We start from the raw sequence: 19,522 nt of genomic DNA on the forward strand, positions 1-19,522 counted from the left end.
TAGAGAATAAATTCCCGTTTATCATAGCATAGAACGGAAAAAAGGAAAAGAAAAACCGGTTCTTTTGAGAACCGGTTTTTGCTTGTTTTGAAATGGAAATAAGAAAACGATCAGCGAGACTGATGATCTTCGTGATCTTCTTTCGCTTCTTCATCGGCGGCTTCATCGGCCGAAGCTTCTTCGGGGGCGGCTTCTGCGGGCGCTTCCGGCTGCGGTTTGGGTTCGCAATGAGGCGCTGTGCGGCAGATATCTTCGTAATCTTCGGTTTCGTCTGCCTGAGAAGTGGCGTTTTCGATCATTTCGTTGAGTTCATCGTTTTGGCGGCGGATTTGCTGCACCAGCTTAGAGCCCCAATAGGCGGCGGCGCCGGCAGCGGCGGTGAAAAGCACGAATTTTGTTCCTTTTTTCATAATAATTCCCTCCATATTGAGAAATATTTTTTTACATCAGCGGGGCAAGCGTTCTTAAAACGGCGCGCCCCAAACGACGCGGAAGCCGCACACTGCGGCAATCGGTTAAAGTGATTTGCGTGCATTGATGAAGCGTTGTTAAAAAATCATCGCGAACTTCTAAAACAGAAGGGGCGTTATAAAGCAGCACGCCGCATTCAAAATGAAGATAAAGGCTTCGGTAATCCAAATTGATGGTTCCGATCACGCTGATGATATCATCGGAAACAAAGGTTTTTGCATGATCGAACCCGGGGGTGTATTCATAGATCTTCACCCCATGGCGAACCAGCGTTTCATAATAAGCGCGGGTGACGGAATGCACATACCATTTATCGGGGATATGCGGTGTGCAGATGCGCACATCCACGCCGTTTTTTGCGGCCGCGCAAAGCGCCGTAAGCACTTCGTTATCGATGATCAGATAGGGGGTGTTGATATATAAGTAGCGCGTAGCCTTGTTGATGAGGTTGAGATAAACGGTTTCGCCCACAGGCTCGTCATCCAGCGGGTTATCAACAAAGGGCTGAAGCACACCCTTCTGGGGCAGATGGGGCGGCGATTGATGAGGGCGGAACTCTTCGAAGTTTTCGTCTACACTGTCAAGATAATCCCACATTGAAAGGAAATGCACGGTCAGGTTCCAGGCTGCATCCCCCTGCATCTGCACCACGGTGTCTTTCCAGTGGCCAAAACGCTCTTTTTTGTTGATATATTCATCGGCGAGATTGATGCCGCCCGTGAAGGCGATCAGGCCATCCACCACCATGATCTTTCGGTGGTCGCGGTTGTTATAATGCAGCGAAAGAAACGGCAACAGCGGGTTGAACACATGGCAGCGGATGCCAAGCTTTTTCAGCTGTGCGGAATAATCATGGGGCAGTGTCATCAAACAGCCGAAATCATCATAAATGACCCGCACATCCACGCCCATGCGCACTTTTTCTTTCAAAATTTCTAAAATCGAATTCCACATTACGCCGTCGCCGATAATGAAATATTCTAAAAAGATATAATGCTCGGCGCGGCGAAGAGCATCGAGCATATCGGGAAAAGCAAGATCCCCCAAAGCATAATATTTGCTCCATGAATTTTCGCAGGGGGCCGAATAGGCATATTTTTGGATATAGTGGAGCGTTTGCGCGCCATAGGGATCTTTATGGGCGATGCGGTTGATCAGGTGATCGTTGGAAGGCAGTGTGCAGGCGGTTTTACGCTGGATGCCCAGCATGCGCCGCTTGGTTTTTCGGCTAAGCCGGTTCCCGCCCAGAAGCAGATAAAATATGCCGCCGAAGATCGGGAAAAGCAAGATGGGAACGATCCATGCGATTTTGAAAGCGGGATTATAGTTGCTGTTCATCAGCCACAACACAACGGCAAGGCTGATCACAATGGAAAACGCATAAAAATAAATGAAATAGCGGCTGAATCGCGTGGTAACGGCGATCAGAACCGCGACCTGCAGCAAGAGCGAAACGCTGACCAGAACAGAACGGTGTGTGATAAGTTGAAAAACGCGTTTTAAATATTTTTTCAATCAAATCTCCTTTCTGCTGCGGCCGCGCGGGCCGGTCTTTTAAACGGTTTGTAAAAGCAAGGGCAGAACATAAAAAGCAATGCACTGCGTTCATTATAGCATGAAGAATAATAAGAGAACCTTTTTAAAGGTCATGCTGAAATTTCCGCAGCGGGCTGCGCCCCTGGCGCTTCGCGCCCCATTGCTTCGCAATGCACTGCGTTCATTATAGCATGAAAAATAATAAGAGAACCTTTTTAAAGGTCATGCTGAAATTTCCGCAGCGGGCTGCGCCCCTGGCGCTTCGCGCCCCATTGCTTCGCAATGCACTGCGTTCATTATAGTATGAAAAATAATAAGAGAACCTTTTTAAAGGTCATGCTGAAATTTCCGCAGCGGGCTGCGCCCCTGGCGCTTCGCGCCCCATTGCTTCGCAATGCATTATATCTATTATAGCATGAAATGTGAAAAAATGTATGAAATTATTGTGAAATGCGGTAGAAAAAACGATAAAAAAGTAAATAAAAAAGGCCCTGCATCGCAGAGCCTTTGGCCGTTTTGTTTTGTATAGAAAAAAGCAAGTGTGAGTGGTGATGCTAAATTTATAAAAACGCCTTACGGCTGAACCTTTTCCTCAAGGGAGGAAGTTATTTCTGGCTGGGAAGAACGACTTCGTCACCAAAAATAAAATCATCCAGATCCTGGTCTTTGGTTGCGGGGATAATTTTCTTTGTGTTAAACATAGGGTCTCCTTTCTTTTATTTGCAGATATCATTATAACCTTGTCTATCCGCAAATGCAACAAAAATTGTGTAAATTTCCTGTGAAGCTTTTTCTATGACACGGCAAGCAGAGCCATTGACAGAAACGGCGACGGATAATACAATATATTGCGGACATACCTTTTGTGATACACAACAGATGCGGGGAGATGCCCCTGCATCCAACGATAAAACAACGGAGGAAAGCAATGAAAATAAACAATAACGCCAGAGTCGTGCTGGAAAAACGCTATTTGATCAAGGATTCTCAGGGAAAGCCCACAGAAACGGTGGAGCAGATGTTTGAGCGCGTTTCGGGCGCCATTGCTTCGGCCGACAGCGCCTATTCGCCAAAGGCCAATTGCGAAAAAACGGCGGGCGAATTTTATGACATGATGACGAATCTTGAATTTTTGCCCAACTCTCCCACGCTGATGAACGCGGGCCGCCCCCTGGGGCAGCTTTCCGCCTGCTTTGTTTTGCCGGTGGAAGACAGCATGGAAGAAATTTTCGAGGCAATCAAGCAGGCCGCGCTGATCCATAAATCCGGCGGCGGCACAGGGTTTTCGTTTTCAAGATTGCGCCCGAAGGGCAGCGTTGTCAATTCCACCGGCGGCGTAGCTTCCGGCCCGATCAGCTTTATGAAAGTGTTTAACACGGCGACAGAGGCCGTGAAGCAGGGCGGAACGCGGCGCGGCGCCAATATGGGCATTCTGCAAGTGGATCACCCCGATATCTTAGAATTTATTACCTGCAAATCCGATAATACGGAAATCACAAATTTCAATCTATCTGTGGCCGTCACCGAAGCGTTTATGGAAGCGGTTCTGGCGGATGAAGATTATGACCTGATCGACCCGCACAACGACGAAGTATGTGGCACATTGAGCGCGCGCATGGTTTTTGATAAGATCGTTGACGCGGCATGGAAGAACGGTGAACCGGGCATTGTGTTCATCGACCGCCTCAACCGCGATAATGTGGTGCCTTCCCAGGGCAGAATCGAATCGACCAACCCCTGCGGCGAACAGCCCTTGCTGCCTTATGAATCCTGCAACCTGGGTTCGATCAATCTGGTGGAAATGCTGCGCGACAATAACGGCAGGATGGAAGTCGATTATGAAAAACTGGGCAGCACCGTGGATAAAGCCGTTCACTTCTTGGATAATGTGATCGAAGTGAACAAATACCCCATCGAACAGATCGATGAAGTGACGAAAAAGACCAGAAAGATCGGCCTTGGCGTAATGGGCTTTGCCGATATGCTGATGCTGATGGGCATTCCTTATAACTCGGAAGAAGGCGTGGAAACAGCCGAAAAGGTGATGGGCTTCATCAACACCCGCGGCAAGGAAGCCAGCCGCAAGCTGGCCGAAAAGCGCGGCGCTTTCCCGCTTTTCGATGAGAGCGTTTACGCTTATAAAGAAGAAGACAGCCGCGAGATCCGCAACGCCACCATCACGACCATCGCGCCCACAGGCACGCTTTCCATCATCGCCGGCGTTTCGGGCGGGGTAGAGCCGCTGTTCGCGTTTGCCTTCATCCGCAATGTGATGGATGGCGACGAACTGATCGAAGTGAACCCCATCTTGAAAGCGGAGCTGGAAAAACGCGGCCTTTACAGCGATGAGCTGATGAAGAAGATCATTGCGGAAGGATCGCTGCAGCATATTCCCGAGATCCCGCAGGATATCAAGCGCGTTTTCGTTTGCGCCCATGATGTTTCGCCGGAATGGCACATCAAGATGCAGGCGGCCTTCCAGAGACACACCGACAACGCGGTTTCCAAAACCGTGAATTTCCCCAACAGCGCCACCCACGAAGATGTGAGCAATGTTTATATCATGGCTTATCAGATGGGATGCAAGGGCGTGACCATCTATCGTGACGGAAGCCGCGATTCGCAGGTTCTCAATATCGGCAAAGTGAACAAGAAAGAAGAACACAGCGGCGGATGCGAGCAATGTGAGCATCTGGAAGAGATGCGCAGACTTGCCGCCCGGCAGAAGCTGGAACCGCGCCCCAGAGCCGAAGTGACCATGGGCATCACCGAAAAGGTGAAGATCGGCTGCGGCAACCTTTATATCACCGTTAATTATGATGAAAACGGCATTTGCGAAGTTTTCACAAACACCGGCCGCCACGGCGGATGCCCCTCGCAATCGGAAGCGACAGGCCGTCTGGCTTCCATTGCGCTGAGAAGCGGCATCGATGTGCAGACCATCATCGATCAGCTGAAAGGCATTCGCTGCCCCTCGACGATCCGCCAGCAGGGCATGAAGGTCACATCCTGCCCCGATGCCATCGCGAGAACCATTGAAAAGGTTCTGGCCAGCCAGCAGAAGGGAACCTCGCTTGCCGCGCCTTTGGCAGCGGAAGAAAAAGAGGAAACTTCTTCGGAAGAACACCGCACCTGCCCCGAATGCGGCGCGAAAGTCATCCATGAGGGCGGCTGCGTGATCTGCCGTCAATGCGGTTATTCGAAATGCGGCTAATCGGTTAGGACCCAAAAAGAAAAGAGCAAAGGGGGGCGCGATGCGTCCCCTTTTGGTTGCGAGGTTAGAATATGCCGGAAAAGCAAAAAGTATTCTCAAAAATTTTCACGGCGGCTTTGGCGCTGATGCTGGCAGCCCAGGTGATATTGATGCTGCTGCCGGGCTTCGGGCCGGGCGGAGCCGAATTCCATCTGACGGCCGCGGCGCTGGAGGCTGTTTTGGCGCTGGGGGCCTCTGCCGCGGGCACCGGACGGTTCGACGGGAAAAAGCTTCTGCGGCTGCTGTTCACCATTTATTCTATTCACCTGATCGGCGTTTTGTTTTTTGACGGCAGCTTTGGCAGAACCCCCGGCGACGCCCGGGCAGAATGGTTTTCGGTGAACCTGACGCCTTTTGCCACGATTGCAAACTATTGGGTGAAATGGCGGCAGGGGCTGGTGGGCACAAGGGTGGCGGTGACCAACCTATTGGGGAACATTTTGGCTTTTGCACCCATGGGGGTGCTGCTGCCGCTGATCGGGAAAAAGCCGTGGGGCTTTTTGAAAACGGCCTTTACGGGCGCCGCGCTCATCGCTCTTGCGGAAGTTTTGCAATGGTATTTCGGCGTGGGCAGCTGTGATATCGACGATTTCATCTTGAATTTTGCGGGCCTGCTGGCGGCAAGAGCCTGCCTTTGCCTGCCCTGTTTCAGAAAAACGATGGGGCGCAAAACCCCGCCGCGGGGCAAAAAAGGGTAAAAGAAAAAGACTTCCGTTTCGGCGGCACCGAACCCGTAGTAACCTGCTTAAGGCAGGTGGGCAAGCTCATCGCAACATCATCGCTTCCAACTTCCGCCAAAGGCGGGAGGCCTGCAATCCATTGCAATATACGCAATCCCGTTTCGTTACTTTGTGGGTTAAAATGGGTTCGGCACCACCGAAACGAAAGCCTCGTTTCGGTTAGGTTTTACAAAAACTCAGAAAATTATGCTGCCCGGAAGATTAATAACCTTCTTTTTGCGCTTCCAGTTCATCAAGCTCTTCGTAATAATCGCTCAGACGCTGATCGAACATTTCAAAAACTTCATGCAGAAGATCTTCGTCTTCCAGTGTGACGAGCAGTTCATCGCCGGTTTCTTCATCGGCTTCGACTTTCAGGATGATGAGTTCATATTCATCTTCCACCGACATTTCGGCCGGGATGAAAGCCATATAGGTTTCGCCGTTATATTCTAAAGTGTCGAGATGCTCGAGTTCGATCTCCTGGCCGTCTTCATTGGTGACGGTGATAAAGTTGTTGCCGAATTCTTCGCTGCCGCCGTTAGGTGTATTCATCATAAAAGCTCCTGTCTGCCGTTAAGGCTTCACTTTTGTTGAGGTTATCGGAAAAATTCCGCGGCATGGCCATATTCGCTTATAGCATATGCAAAGGGAACAGAAAATTCCACGCCTGCCGCTGCTTTTATTATAGCATAGAGAAAAGAAATGAAAAGTGTTGACATCATAAAAAATACTTGATATACTAACTGTCGTAAATGAAGCAGGCTTGCCCTCACCCTTATGAACAAGAAAGGGTACACATTGTGAAAACATGCTGCGGTGTGTTTTGTCGTAATGTTCGGTCAGGTTCTGCCCGAACTTTTTTTATGTTTTTTTGGAGGTGCTTTTACTATTAGCGGTATGGAACATCAGATTAATGAAGAGATTCGCGAAAAAGAAGTGAGACTGATTGACAGCGAGGGCGCTCAGATGGGCGTTGTCTCTTTGCAGCAGGCCTTGGCGGCTGCAGAAGAAAAGGGCTTGGATTTGGTGAATATCTCACCGAAAGCGGTTCCCCCTGTTTGCAAGATCATGGACTACGGTAAATTCCGCTTTGAACAGGCGAAAAAAGAAAAAGAAGCAAAGAAGAATCAGCGCATCGTCGAGATCAAAGAAATTCGCTTTTCTCCCAAAATTGATGTGCATGACTTTGAAGTGAAAGCGAAAAACGCCAACAAATTCCTGCAGAACGGCGACAAGGTGAAAGTCACCGTGCGTTTCCGCGGCAGAGAAATGGCGCACACCGGCATCGGCCTTGAGCTGCTGAAAAAATTCGGCGAAGCTTGCGGCGAAAACGGCACGGTGGAAAAAGAAGCAAAACTCGAAGGCCGCCAGATGATCATGTTCCTGGCGCCGATCAAGAAAAAACCATAACGGCAGCGACCGGTTTTATTTAGAGAGGAGAACAAACAATGCCGAAGATCAAAACACATACAGGCACGAAAAAGCGTGTGTCTGTAACGAAGAACGGAAAAGTTAAATTTTTCAGCACCAACCGTCGTCATGACATCAAGGGCTGCAAATCAGCAAAGCGTAAACGGCATCTGCGCAAGGCCAATTTTGCAGGCGCAACAACAGCGGCAACCCTGAAGCGCCTTGTTCCGTACAAATAATTGCATAGTTAAACAGGAGGCTTATATAGAATGGCTAGAGTAAAAGGCGCAATGATGACGCGCAAAAGAAGAAAGAAAATCATCAAACTGGCAAAAGGTTACTGGGGCAACAAAAAAAGTCATTATAAATTAGCGAATCAGCAGGTCATGAAATCCCTGAAATACGCTTATGTCGGCAGAAAGCTGAAAAAGCGCGATTTCAGAAGAATGTGGATCATCCGTATCAGCGCCGCTTGCGTTGAAAACGGCATCAACTATTCCAGATTCATGAACGGCCTGAAAAAAGCCGGAATCACCTTGAACCGCAAGATGCTGGCCGAGCTGGCAGTGAGCGATAAGGCCGCTTTCACCGCAATGGTCGAAAAGGCAAAGGCCGCTCTTTAATTTCAAAAAGAAAACCTCATGGATCCTTCACGGGATCGATGAGGTTTTTTTGTATGGATCGAAGCGGAAAAGGGTATGCTTATGGGGCGGAAGATTGCCGACAAAACCAAAACGGGAGGAAAACCCATGGCCAAAGCCGGAATGCGAAGACCAAACCCCGAAGAACCCCACGGCACGGAAAGCAACCATAAAAACAAGTTCCCCAAAAACACGGTGGAACCTGTTCCCGAGATCCAGGGAAAGGCCAAAACGGGCAAAAAGAAGGCCGGACCCATCGAATAAAAAAGCTTTCCGCAATTTGAGATGCCCCCCTATGACGGCAGTTTGCTCTTTTTACTGCCTTGGTGTAGCGGGGGCATTTCGGCTTTTTGCGGAAAGCTTTATTTTGGAAGAAAAACACTTTTTGGGCTTGTGAAGGCGAACGCCTTTCGTGAGCAGCGGCGCAAAGGCTGAAAATAAACAAAAACCTTCTTCAAACAAGAAGAAGGTTTGGAAGTTTCGATAGCTTGACGGATGAAAAAATGGATGCTATAATAATATACTGCATCGAAATGTTTAAATATAGCCGTGCCTTTGCAGTGTTATTTTAACAAAGGATTGCGGCAAGTGCAACAGATAAATGAAACAAAGAAGCAACGCACCCAAGCGTATCAAAAAGTAACGGGAAATGGAGTGTGGCAAATGAAAAACTGGGAAAAGTACAAGAAGATCCAGTGCGGCAAAAAAGAGCGTGTCTGCTTTTCGCGTACCAAAGAAGTGCTCACGATGCCGAACCTCATCGAGGTACAGAAGAATTCTTATAAGTGGTTTTTAGAGGTCGGCCTGCGTGAGGTGTTCCGCGATGTGGGCGCCATCACCGATTACACCGGCAATTTAGAGCTGACTTTCCTGGATTACACCATGGAAGAAGAGCCTAAATACAGCGTGGAAGAATGCAAAGAGCGCGACGCCACTTATGCGGCGCCGATCAAAGTGCGCATGCGCCTGCGCAACAAAGAGACCGGTGAGATCAAAGAGCAGGAGATCTTCATGGGCGATTTCCCCGTGATGACGGAAAGCGGCACTTTCATCATCAACGGCGCAGAACGCGTGGTGGTTTCGCAGATCGTGCGTTCCCCCGGCATGTATTTCGGCGAGAACAACGACCGCCCCGACAAAGCGATGTTCACCAGCACCATCATCCCTTACCGCGGCGCATGGCTGGAATATGAAACAGACGCCAACGATGTGTTTTATGTGCGCATCGATAAAAACCGCAAGATCCCCGTTACATCCCTGATCCGCGCCATCGGCATCGGTTCCGACGGCGAGATCAAAGAGCTTTTCGGCGAAGACGAGCGCATTGTGGCAACTTTGGATAAAGACGCCGCCATCAAGACCACGGATGAAGCGCTGATCGAAATTTACAAACGCCTGCGCCCGGGCGAGCCCCCCACAGTGGACAGCGCCCAGACCTTGATCAATAATTTATTCTTCGACCCCAAGCGTTATGACCTTTCGGTTGTGGGCCGCTATAAATTCAACAAAAAAATGGCGATCTCCAAGCGCCTGACCGATAAAAAGATCGCGCGCGTGATCACCGACCCCATGACAGGCGAAGTGCTGGCCACACCGGGCGAGATCCTCACAAGAGAACGCGCGGGCGAGATCGAACGCAAGGGCGTGAATGTCGCCTATGTGGATGTGGAAGGCAAAGAAGTTAAAGTGTTTTCCAACGGCATGGTGCACCTGAGCGATTTTGTGCCCTGCGATGAAAAAGAGATCGGCGCTTATGAACGCGTTCGCTTCACGGTTCTGCGCGAGCTGATGGAACAATACAGCGGCGATGAACTGCTGGAAGCCATCCGCGAAAATATGGAAAACCTGATCCCCAAGCATATCATCCCCGATGATATTCTGGCTTCGATCAACTATGTGAACTGCCTGGGCAACGGCCTTGGCACCACTGATGATATCGACCATCTGGGAAACCGCCGCCTGCGCAGCGTGGGCGAATTGCTGCAAAACCAGTTCCGCATCGGCTTTTCGCGCATGGAGCGTGTCATCCGCGAGCGCATGACCATTCAGGATCTGGATATCGTTACGCCCCAGTCGCTGATCAATATCCGCCCCGTGACCGCGGCGATCAAAGAATTCTTCGGTTCTTCGCCTCTGTCGCAGTTCATGGATCAGAACAACCCCCTTGCCGAACTGACGCATAAGCGCCGTATGTCGGCCCTGGGCCCCGGCGGCTTATCCCGTGACCGCGCGAACTTCGAAGTGCGCGACGTACATTACAGCCACTATGGCCGCCTTTGCCCCATTGAGACCCCTGAAGGCCCGAACATCGGCCTGATCTCTTATCTGGCAACTTACGCCCGCATCAATGATTACGGCTTTATCGAAGCGCCTTACCGCATCATCGATAAACAGACCGGCATTGTGACCGACGAAGTGCAATATATGACCGCCGACATCGAAGATGAATTCATCGTGGCACAGGCCAACGAGCCTTTGGATGAAGACGGCCGCATCAAGGCAGAGCGCGTGACCTGCCGCCGCCGCGAAGAGATCATCGAAACCGAACGCGAAAAAGTCGATCTGATCGATGTTTCGCCCAAGATGATGGTTTCTGTGGCCACCGCCATGATCCCCTTCCTTGAAAACGACGACGCCAACCGCGCCCTGATGGGTTCCAACATGCAGCGTCAGGCAGTGCCTCTGCTGCGCACGGAAGCGCCTTTTGTGGCCACCGGCATCGAATATAAAGCCGCCGTGGATTCCGGCACACTGCCCCTCGCCCTGGGCGACGGCGTGGTGACAAGAGTTACCGCCCGCGAAGTGACCATCAAATATGATGAACTGGGCGAAAAAACACACCGCCTTATCAAGTTCCTGCGTTCCAACCAGGGAACCTGCATCAACCAGCGCCCCATTGTCGATGTGGGCGAACGGGTGAAAAAGGGCGATGTCATCGCCGACGGCCCTTCCACCTCGCAGGGCGAGCTTTCGCTGGGCAGAAACGCCTTGATCGGTTTTATGAACTGGGAAGGCTATAACTACGAAGACGCCGTTCTGCTGAACGAAAAACTGGTGAGAGAGGATATGTATACCTCTATTCACATTGAAGAATATGAAACGGAATCCCGCGACACCAAGCTGGGGCCCGAAGAGATCACCCGCGACATCCCCAATGTGGGCGAAGAAGCGCTGCGCGATCTTGACGAACGCGGCATCATCCGCATCGGCGCCGAGATCCATTCCGGCGATATTCTGGTGGGCAAGGTAACGCCCAAGGGCGAAACCGAGCTGACCGCCGAAGAACGCCTGCTGCGCGCCATTTTCGGTGAAAAAGCCCGCGAAGTGCGCGACACCTCGCTGCGCGTTCCTCATGGCGAAAGCGGCATCATTGTGGATGTGAAAGTGTTCACCCGCGCAAACGGCGATGAACTCAACCCCGGCGTGAACATGGTGGTTCGCTGCTATATCGCACAGAAGAGAAAGATCTCTGTGGGCGACAAGATGGCCGGCCGCCACGGCAACAAGGGCGTTGTTTCGCGCATCCTGCCCCAGGAAGATATGCCTTTCCTGGCAGACGGAACACCGCTGGATATCGTTTTGAATCCTCTGGGCGTGCCTTCCCGTATGAACATCGGGCAGGTGCTTGAAGTGCATCTGGGCTATGCGGCCCATGCGCTGGGCCTGCATGTGGCCACCCCCGTGTTCGACGGCGCGAAGGAAGAAGATATCCGCGCGCTGTTCAGCGACGCCGGCCTGCGCGAAGACGGCAAGAGCATTTTGTATGACGGCCGCACCGGCGATCCTTTCGACAACCCGGTCACCGTTGGTTATATGTATTACCTCAAGCTGCATCATCTGGTCGATGATAAGATCCATGCCCGTTCCACCGGCCCTTACAGCCTGGTCACACAGCAGCCTTTGGGCGGCAAAGCACAGTTCGGCGGCCAGCGCTTCGGCGAAATGGAAGTTTGGGCGCTGGAAGCTTACGGCGCGGCTTATACCCTGCAGGAGATCCTGACCGTGAAATCCGATGATATCGTGGGCCGTGTGAAGACCTATGAAGCCATCGTCAAGGGCCACAATGTGCCGAAGCCCGGCATCCCCGAATCGTTCAAGGTTCTGGTGAAAGAACTGCAGTCGCTGGGCCTGGATATCAAGGTTCTGGATAAGAACATGGAAGAGATCAAGCTGAACACGGATGACGACGACGAAGACGGCTTCGAAGAGATCGTTCGCGGTGAAAACCTCAGCGAGACCATGGATGACAAGGGCTTTACAAACGATGACGAACTGGCAGACGCCGGCTTTGGCATCGATGAAGACGCAGAAGACGCTTTGATGGACCTGGAACTGGAACCCGAAGGCGAAGATGATGCGCTTCTCAACGAAGAACTGTAATACGGAGGGGAAGAAAAAATGGCAAATATGACATTTGAAGCGATCAAAATCGGTCTGGCTTCTCCGGAAATGATTCGCGAATGGTCTTATGGCGAAGTGAAAAAGCCTGAAACCATTAACTATAGAACGCTGAAACCCGAACGCGACGGTTTGTTTTGCGAACGCATCTTTGGGCCCCAGAAAGACTGGGAATGCCATTGCGGCAAATATAAGAAGGTGCGCTTCAAGGGCAAGATCTGTGAACGCTGCGGCGTTGAAGTGACGAAAGCCAAGGTGCGCCGCGAACGCATGGGCCATATTGAACTGGCCGCGCCCGTTTCGCATATCTGGTATTTCAAGGGCATTCCTTCCCGCATGGGCCTCATTCTCGACATGTCGCCCAGACTGCTGGAAAAAGTGCTGTATTTCGCTTCTTACATCGTGACGGATCCCGGCGAAACACCGCTGATCAAAAAGCAGATCCTCACCGAAAAAGAATACCGCGATATGCGCGAAAAATATGAAGATGATTTCAGCGCCGAAATGGGCGCCGAAGCCATCAAAAAGCTGCTGGAAGAAATGAATCTGGAAGAACTTTCCGAGCAGCTGCGCACAGAGCTGAAAGATGCCACCGGCCAGAAAAAGCTGCGCATCATCAAGCGCCTGGAGGTAGTGGAAGCTTTCCGCATTTCGGGCAACCGCCCCAAATGGATGATTTTGGATGTGGTGCCCGTGATCCCGCCCGAACTGCGCCCCATGGTGCAGCTTGACGGCGGCCGTTTCGCCACCTCTGACCTGAACGATTTATATCGCCGCGTGATCAACAGAAACAACCGCCTGAAAAGACTGTTGGAACTGGGCGCGCCCGATATCATCGTGCGCAATGAAAAGCGCATGCTGCAGGAAGCGGTAGACGCTTTGATCGATAATGGCCGCAGAGGCCGCCCCGTAACAGGCCCCAACAACCGCCCGCTGAAATCCCTTTCGGATATGCTGAAAGGCAAGCAGGGCCGTTTCCGCCAGAACCTGCTGGGCAAGCGTGTTGACTATTCCGGCCGTTCGGTTATCGTTGTCGGCCCGGAACTGAAGATTTATCAGTGCGGCCTGCCGAAGGAAATGGCGCTGGAACTCTTCAAGCCCTTCGTGATGAAGAAGCTGGTGGAAGACGGCATCGCCAACAATATCAAGAGCGCCAAAAAAATGGTGGAACGCGCACGCACCGAAGTTTGGGATGCGCTGGAAGTCGTTATTAAAGAACACCCCGTTATGCTTAACCGCGCGCCGACGCTGCATAGATTGGGCATTCAGGCTTTCGAACCGATTCTGGTGGAAGGCCGCGCCATCAAGCTGCATCCGCTGGTCTGCACGGCGTTCAACGCCGACTTTGACGGCGACCAGATGGCTGTGCATGTGCCCCTTTCGGCAGAAGCACAGGCGGAAGCCCGTTTGCTGATGCTTTCGGCGAACAACCTCTTGAAGCCGCAGGACGGCATGCCCGTTACCGTGCCCGCGCAGGATATGGTTCTTGGTTCTTATTACCTGACCGTTACCCGTGAAGAAAAAGGCACAGGCATGATCTTCGCCAACAAGGATGAAGCGCTGCTGGCCTATCAGCAGGGATATGTGGGAATCCATTCCCCCATCAAAGTGCGCGTTTTCAAAGAGATCGACGGCGTGATGCGTTCGAAGATCGTAGACGCCACCGTGGGCCGCCTGATCTTCAACGAACCCCTGCCCCAGGATCTGGGCTTTGTGGATCGCAGCATCCCCGGCAACGAATTTGCCCTTGAGATCACCTTCCCCTGCGGTAAAAAAGAACTTGGCAAGATCATCGCCAGCTGCATTAAACGCTATGATTTCGCAAAGACTGCAGAAGTGCTGGATCAGATCAAATCTCTGGGTTATAAATATTCCACTTTGGGCGCACTGACCGTATCGGTTTCCGATATGACCATCCCCGAAGCAAAATATACTTTGGTGGCCGAAACCGAAAAACGCGTCGCCAAAATCGATAAACAGTTCAAGCGCGGCCTGATCACCGATGACGAACGCTATCGCCTGGTCATCGCCGAATGGGATCAGACCACAAAAGATATCACCAAAGCGCTGAACAACTGCATGGATGAATTCAACCCGATCTTTATGATGTCCACTTCCGGCGCCCGCGGCAGCATGAACCAGATCCGCCAGCTGGCGGGCATGCGCGGTTTGATGGCCAACACAGCCGGTAAAACCATTGAAATCCCCATCAAGGCGAACTTCCGTGAAGGCCTTTCCGTTTTGGAATACTTCATTTCTTCCAGAGGCGCGCGTAAGGGCCTTGCCGATACGGCGCTGAGAACCGCCGACTCGGGTTACCTGACCCGCCGTCTGGTGGATGTTTCGCAGGATGTGATCATCCGTGAGCACGATTGCGGAACGGATGAGGGCATCTGGGCCTTTGAGATCAACGACGGCAAACAGGTGATCGAACCCTTCGCCGATCGTCTGGTGGGCCGTTATCTGACAGAAGATTTCCTTGACCCGAACACCAAAGAGGTTCTGGTTTCGAAAGATAAGCTGATGAACGAAGACGACGCCAAAAAGATCATCGACACCGGCTGCACCCGCGTGAAGATCCGCAGCGTTCTGACCTGCCGCGCGCGCCACGGCGTTTGCGCGAAATGCTATGGTTCCAACTTGGCATCCCGCAGCGAAATCGGCATCGGCGAAGCGGTCGGCATCATCGCGGCACAGTCTATCGGTGAACCCGGCACGCAGCTGACCATGAGAACTTTCCACACCGGCGGTGTTGCCGGTTCCGATATCACACAGGGCTTGCCCAGAGTTGAAGAACTGTTCGAGGCCAGAAAGCCCAAGCGCGCCGCCACCCTGAGCGAAAACGACGGCGTGGTTTCCATCGATGATTCCCGCAAGGGTTCCACCAAGCCCATCACGGTGACCAACACCGAGACCGGCGAATCGAAGGTTTATCAGATCCCCCTGGGCCAGCCGCTGAAAGTGGTGGACGGCCAGCAGATCAAAACCGGCGATGAAATGACAGAAGGCGCCTTCAACCCCCACGATGTTTTGAGAACCCGCGATGTGGAAGCGGTCGAGGCGTATATGATCCAGGAAGTTCAGCGCGTTTATCGCCAACAGGGCGTTGATATCAACGATAGACATATCGAAGTTATCGTTCGCCAGATGATGCGCAAGGTCAAGATCGAAAACCAGGGCGATACCGAATTGCTGCCCGGTTCTTTGGTGGATGTCTTCGAATTTGAAGATGCCAACGCCGCGGTGAGAGCCAAGGCGGAAGCCGAAGGATATGAACCCGTGGAAGCCACTTGCTCCCCGGTTCTGCTGGGTATCACCAAGGCTTCGCTGGCAACCGACAGCTTCCTTTCCGCGGCATCCTTCCAGGAAACCACACGCGTGCTGACCGAAGCCGCCATCAAGGGCAAGGTCGACCCGCTGCTGGGCCTGAAAGAAAATGTCATCATCGGCAAGCTTGTTCCCGCCGGCAGCGGCGTGAGCCTGTATAACCAGGCAAATTACGAAGAAGTTGTAGAAGTACTTGACTAATTGAAATTTATCGCATATAATAATTAACTGCGTGAAGATTTGGAGGACAAGATGCTCTCTGAACTGTTAGAAGGGCCAAAGTCGATTGGCCTGAAGCAATCACAGCGCGCTGTGATGGAAGAAACCGCCCATTGCGCCTATGTGGCGCAGGATGCGGAAAGCCATGTCACAGAACCTTTTATGGCGCTTTGCCGCGAACATGATGTGACGGTTTATACCGTTTCCACCATGAAACAACTGGGCGAAGCATGCGGCATCGATGTGGGTGCTGCCGTTGTGGTGTTGCTGAAACAACAGTAAAATTCCGTATTTCGGCTTTTCCTCATCCCGCTTTCGCGGGATGAGTGGAAATAAAGCAATAATTCATTAAGGAGGTGCGTTATGCCTACATTTAACCAGCTGGTAAGAAAAGGTAGAGAAACAGTGGAATACAAGTCCACATCTCCTGCTCTTCAAAAGGGGTACAACTCCAAAAAGAAGACGATGACAGACCTTTCCTCCCCGCAAAAAAGAGGCGTCTGCACAACGGTAAAAACCATGACTCCTAAGAAGCCGAACTCTGCTCTGCGTAAAGTGGCTCGTGTAAGATTGACAAATGGTATGGAAGTTTGGGGCTATATCCCCGGCGTCGGCCACAATCTGCAGGAACACTCTGTCGTTATGGTAAGAGGCGGCCGTGTTAAGGATTTGCCCGGTGTTCGTTATCACGTCATCCGCGGCTCTCTGGATACACAGGGCGTGAATGGCCGTATGCAGGCTCGCTCGAAGTATGGCGCAAAGAGACCCAAGGCCGGCGCAGCGAAGAAGTAAATCGCTGTTTTTGGCAGCCCCAGCAAATTAAAAAGTGTATCGCCGCAAAGCTTCGGCTTTGTCCGGTTTATTCATATATTACTATGGAATGAATCCGGCGGCGCGCACAAACAAGGGATGAAATATTCCCCTGAGTACCTATGAAATTCATTATGTGAAGGAGGGAAGCAAAGTGCCCAGAAGAGGATTTGTTCCCAAGAGAGATGTTCTTCCGGATCCGCTTTACAATTCGAAACTCGTGACCAAGCTCATCAACAACATCATGTATGATGGCAAGAAGGGCATTGCCCAGAAAATTGTTTACGATGCATTCGAAATCGTGAAGGAAAAGACCGGTAAAGAACCCGTAGAAGCATTCAACGAAGCCATGGAAAACATCATGCCGGCACTGGAAATCAAGGCTCGCCGCGTTGGCGGCGCAACCTATCAGGTGCCCATGGAAGTGCGCCCTGAAAGAAGACAGACCTTAGGTCTGAGATGGATCACCCTGTATTCCCGCAACAGAGGCGAAAAGACGATGAAAGAGCGTCTGGCAGGCGAGATCATGGACGCGATCAATGGCACGGGCGGCGCGGTGAAAAAGCGTGAAGATACCCATAAAATGGCTGAAGCCAACAAGGCTTTCGCGCATTTTAGATGGTAAACCGCTATTTGAACCGTTTGACGAAAGGAGATCACTATGCCTAGGCAGTTTCCTCTTGAGCTCACCCGTAACATCGGCATCATGGCTCATATCGACGCCGGCAAGACAACCACAACAGAAAGAATTCTGTTTTATACCGGCGTAAACTATAAAATCGGTGAGACCCATGACGGCGCAGCAACCATGGACTACATGGAACAGGAACAGGAGAGAGGCATCACCATCACTTCTGCTGCCACAACCTGCGCTTGGAATGGCAACCGAATCAACATCATCGACACCCCGGGCCACGTGGACTTTACGGTTGAAGTGGAACGCTCGTTGCGCGTATTGGACGGCAGTGTTACCGTTCTCTGCGCCAAAGGCGGTGTTGAACCTCAGTCTGAAACCGTTTGGCATCAGGCTGACAAATATCATGTTCCCCGTATGGCATATGTCAACAAGATGGACATTATGGGCGCTGATTTTTATCATGTTATTGACATGATGAAAGACCGCCTGAAATGTAACGCTGTGCCCATCCAGCTGCCTATCGGCGCAGAAGATGATTTCAAGGGCTTGATCGACCTGGTCGAAATGAAAGCCTATATCTATAATGATAACCTGGGCAAAGATATCTCTGTCATTGAAATTCCCGATGATATGAAAGACCGCGCCGAGGAATATCGCAACAACCTGATCGAAGCCATCTCTGAATTTGATGACGCGATCATGGAAGCTTATCTGGAAGGCAAAGAAATCGAGATCAGCACGATCAAAACCGCTTTGAGAAAAGCTGTTTTGGCTGTTAAGATCATCCCCGTTTGCTGCGGCACATCCTACCGCAACAAGGGCGTTCAGAAATTGCTGGATGCCGTTGTGGATTATATGCCTTCGCCTCTGGATAAAAAAGCTATCGATGGTGTGAACCCCGACACCGATGAAGCGGATTGCCGTCATCCTTCCGATGACGAGCCGTTCTCTGCATTGGCGTTCAAGATCATCACCGACCCCTTCGTGGGCAAACTGTGCTTCTTCCGTGTCTATTCGGGCACTTTGGAAGCAGGCTCCACAGTTTTGAATTCCACCAAGGGCAATCGCGAGCGTATCGGCAGAATCCTTCTGATGCATGCAAACCACCGCGAAGACCTGGAAAAGGTTTATGCCGGTGACATTGCCGCGGCAGTCGGCCTGAAGAACACCACAACAGGTGACACGCTTTGCGACGAAAAAGCACCGATCATTCTGGAATCCATGGAATTCCCCGAACCCGTTATTCGTGTTGCCATTGAGCCGAAAACAAAGGCCGGCCAGGAAAAAATGGGTATCGCTCTGGCGAAGCTGGCTGAAGAAGATCCTACTTTCCGCACCTATACAGATGAGGAAACAGGCCAAACCATCATTGCCGGCATGGGCGAATTGCATCTGGAAATCATTGTTGACCGTTTGCTGCGCGAATTTAAAGTTGAAGCAAATGTCGGTTCGCCGCAAGTTGCTTATAAAGAAACAGTTCGCAAGAGCGCGAATGTGGATATGAAATACGCCCGCCAGTCCGGCGGTAAAGGTCAGTACGGCCATGTTAAGATCATTCTTGAGCCCAACGAATCCGGCAAGGGATATGAATTCATCAACAAGGTCGTCGGCGGTGCGATTCCGAAGGAATACATCGGGCCTATCGATCAGGGCATCCAGGGCGCCATGCAGAACGGCGTTTTGGCCGGATATAATGTTGTTGATGTGAAGGTCACACTGTATGACGGCTCTTATCATGAAGTTGACTCGTCTGAAATGGCCTTTAAGATCGCGGCATCCATGGCATTCAAAGAAGCGATGAGAAAAGCAGACCCCGTTTTGATGGAACCCATCATGAAGGTCAGCGTCATCGTTCCCGAAGATTACATGGGCGATGTCATCGGCGATTTGAACTCTCGCCGTGGCCAGATCCAGGGCATGGAAGCCAGAAGCGGCGCACAGCAGATTGATGCGTTCGTGCCTCTGTCTGAAATGTTCGGTTATGCAACCGATTTGCGTTCCCGCACACAGGGCCGTGGCCAGTATACCATGGAGCCCAGCCACTACACCGAAGTGCCTAAGAGCATCCAGGAAAAGATTGTAGCCGGCAAATAAGCTT

15 protein-coding genes are annotated in these 19,522 nt (G+C 51.5%); 12 read left to right on the top strand and 3 right to left on the bottom strand.

The window, feature by feature from the left end:
* Positions 1–110: 110 nt before the first annotated feature.
* Together ACJA3I_RS05085 and cls are read right to left on the bottom strand one after the other, a co-directional pair.
* A complete protein-coding gene (locus ACJA3I_RS05085; protein WP_458863679.1) occupies positions 111–410 on the bottom strand; it encodes a hypothetical protein in 300 nt (99 codons plus the stop codon).
* A gap of 31 nt (positions 411–441) precedes the next feature.
* Positions 442–1,986 carry a cardiolipin synthase gene (gene cls, locus ACJA3I_RS05090; RefSeq protein WP_458863680.1) on the bottom strand — a complete coding sequence of 515 codons (1,545 nt, stop codon included), beginning with the start codon at positions 1,984–1,986 and terminating at the stop codon, positions 442–444.
* 949 nt (positions 1,987–2,935) lie between these two features.
* Between cls and ACJA3I_RS05095 the strand changes: the two genes are divergently transcribed.
* On the top strand, positions 2,936–5,221 hold the full coding sequence (locus tag ACJA3I_RS05095; RefSeq protein ID WP_458863681.1) for a vitamin B12-dependent ribonucleotide reductase: 2,286 nt from the start codon (positions 2,936–2,938) through the stop codon (positions 5,219–5,221).
* Positions 5,222–5,292: 71 nt separating this feature from the next.
* Positions 5,293–5,958: a VanZ family protein gene (locus tag ACJA3I_RS05100; RefSeq protein WP_458863682.1), complete on the top strand. Its 666-nt coding sequence runs from the start codon at positions 5,293–5,295 to the stop codon at positions 5,956–5,958.
* Positions 5,959–6,201: 243 nt separating this feature from the next.
* On the opposite strand, the gene ACJA3I_RS05105 is transcribed toward ACJA3I_RS05100, so the two are convergent.
* Positions 6,202–6,537: a DUF1292 domain-containing protein gene (locus ACJA3I_RS05105; RefSeq protein WP_458863683.1), complete on the bottom strand. Its 336-nt coding sequence runs from the start codon at positions 6,535–6,537 to the stop codon at positions 6,202–6,204.
* Between the two features lie 342 nt (positions 6,538–6,879).
* On the opposite strand from ACJA3I_RS05105, the gene infC reads away from it, so the two are divergent.
* From infC to fusA, 10 genes are all read left to right on the top strand, one after another.
* The gene (gene infC, locus ACJA3I_RS05110) at positions 6,880–7,392 is read left to right on the top strand and encodes a translation initiation factor IF-3 (protein WP_458863684.1); all 513 of its coding nucleotides are present in this window, start codon (positions 6,880–6,882) and stop codon (positions 7,390–7,392) included.
* A gap of 38 nt (positions 7,393–7,430) precedes the next feature.
* The gene (locus ACJA3I_RS05115; RefSeq protein ID WP_458863685.1) at positions 7,431–7,631 is read left to right on the top strand and encodes a large ribosomal subunit protein bL35; all 201 of its coding nucleotides are present in this window, start codon (positions 7,431–7,433) and stop codon (positions 7,629–7,631) included.
* A 30-nt stretch (positions 7,632–7,661) separates the two neighbouring features.
* Complete coding sequence (rplT, locus tag ACJA3I_RS05120; RefSeq protein ID WP_458863686.1) at positions 7,662–8,015, top strand: 50S ribosomal protein L20; 354 nt, start codon at positions 7,662–7,664, stop codon at positions 8,013–8,015.
* Positions 8,016–8,141: 126 nt separating this feature from the next.
* Entirely contained in the window at positions 8,142–8,297 is a 156-nt protein-coding gene (locus ACJA3I_RS05125) for a hypothetical protein (protein ID WP_458863687.1), read from the top strand.
* Between the two features lie 399 nt (positions 8,298–8,696).
* On the top strand, positions 8,697–12,413 hold the full coding sequence (rpoB, locus tag ACJA3I_RS05130) for a DNA-directed RNA polymerase subunit beta (RefSeq protein WP_458863688.1): 3,717 nt from the start codon (positions 8,697–8,699) through the stop codon (positions 12,411–12,413).
* A gap of 18 nt (positions 12,414–12,431) precedes the next feature.
* Positions 12,432–15,959 (top strand): DNA-directed RNA polymerase subunit beta', encoded by a 3,528-nt coding sequence (gene rpoC / locus ACJA3I_RS05135; protein ID WP_458863689.1) that lies wholly within the window; start codon positions 12,432–12,434, stop codon positions 15,957–15,959.
* Between the two features lie 51 nt (positions 15,960–16,010).
* A complete protein-coding gene (locus ACJA3I_RS05140; protein WP_458863690.1) occupies positions 16,011–16,259 on the top strand; it encodes a ribosomal L7Ae/L30e/S12e/Gadd45 family protein in 249 nt (82 codons plus the stop codon).
* Positions 16,260–16,340: 81 nt separating this feature from the next.
* Positions 16,341–16,769, top strand: coding sequence for a 30S ribosomal protein S12 (gene rpsL / locus ACJA3I_RS05145; protein ID WP_458863691.1), 429 nt, complete (start codon positions 16,341–16,343; stop codon positions 16,767–16,769).
* Positions 16,770–16,941: 172 nt separating this feature from the next.
* Positions 16,942–17,412: a 30S ribosomal protein S7 gene (gene rpsG / locus ACJA3I_RS05150; RefSeq protein WP_458863692.1), complete on the top strand. Its 471-nt coding sequence runs from the start codon at positions 16,942–16,944 to the stop codon at positions 17,410–17,412.
* Positions 17,413–17,448: 36 nt separating this feature from the next.
* The gene (gene fusA / locus ACJA3I_RS05155) at positions 17,449–19,518 is read left to right on the top strand and encodes an elongation factor G (RefSeq protein WP_458863693.1); all 2,070 of its coding nucleotides are present in this window, start codon (positions 17,449–17,451) and stop codon (positions 19,516–19,518) included.
* Positions 19,519–19,522 lie beyond the last annotated feature (4 nt).

This window comes from Acidaminobacterium chupaoyuni (assembly GCF_047936785.1).
In the GTDB taxonomy this organism is placed as follows: Bacteria; Bacillota; Clostridia; order Oscillospirales; family Butyricicoccaceae; genus Acidaminobacterium; species Acidaminobacterium chupaoyuni.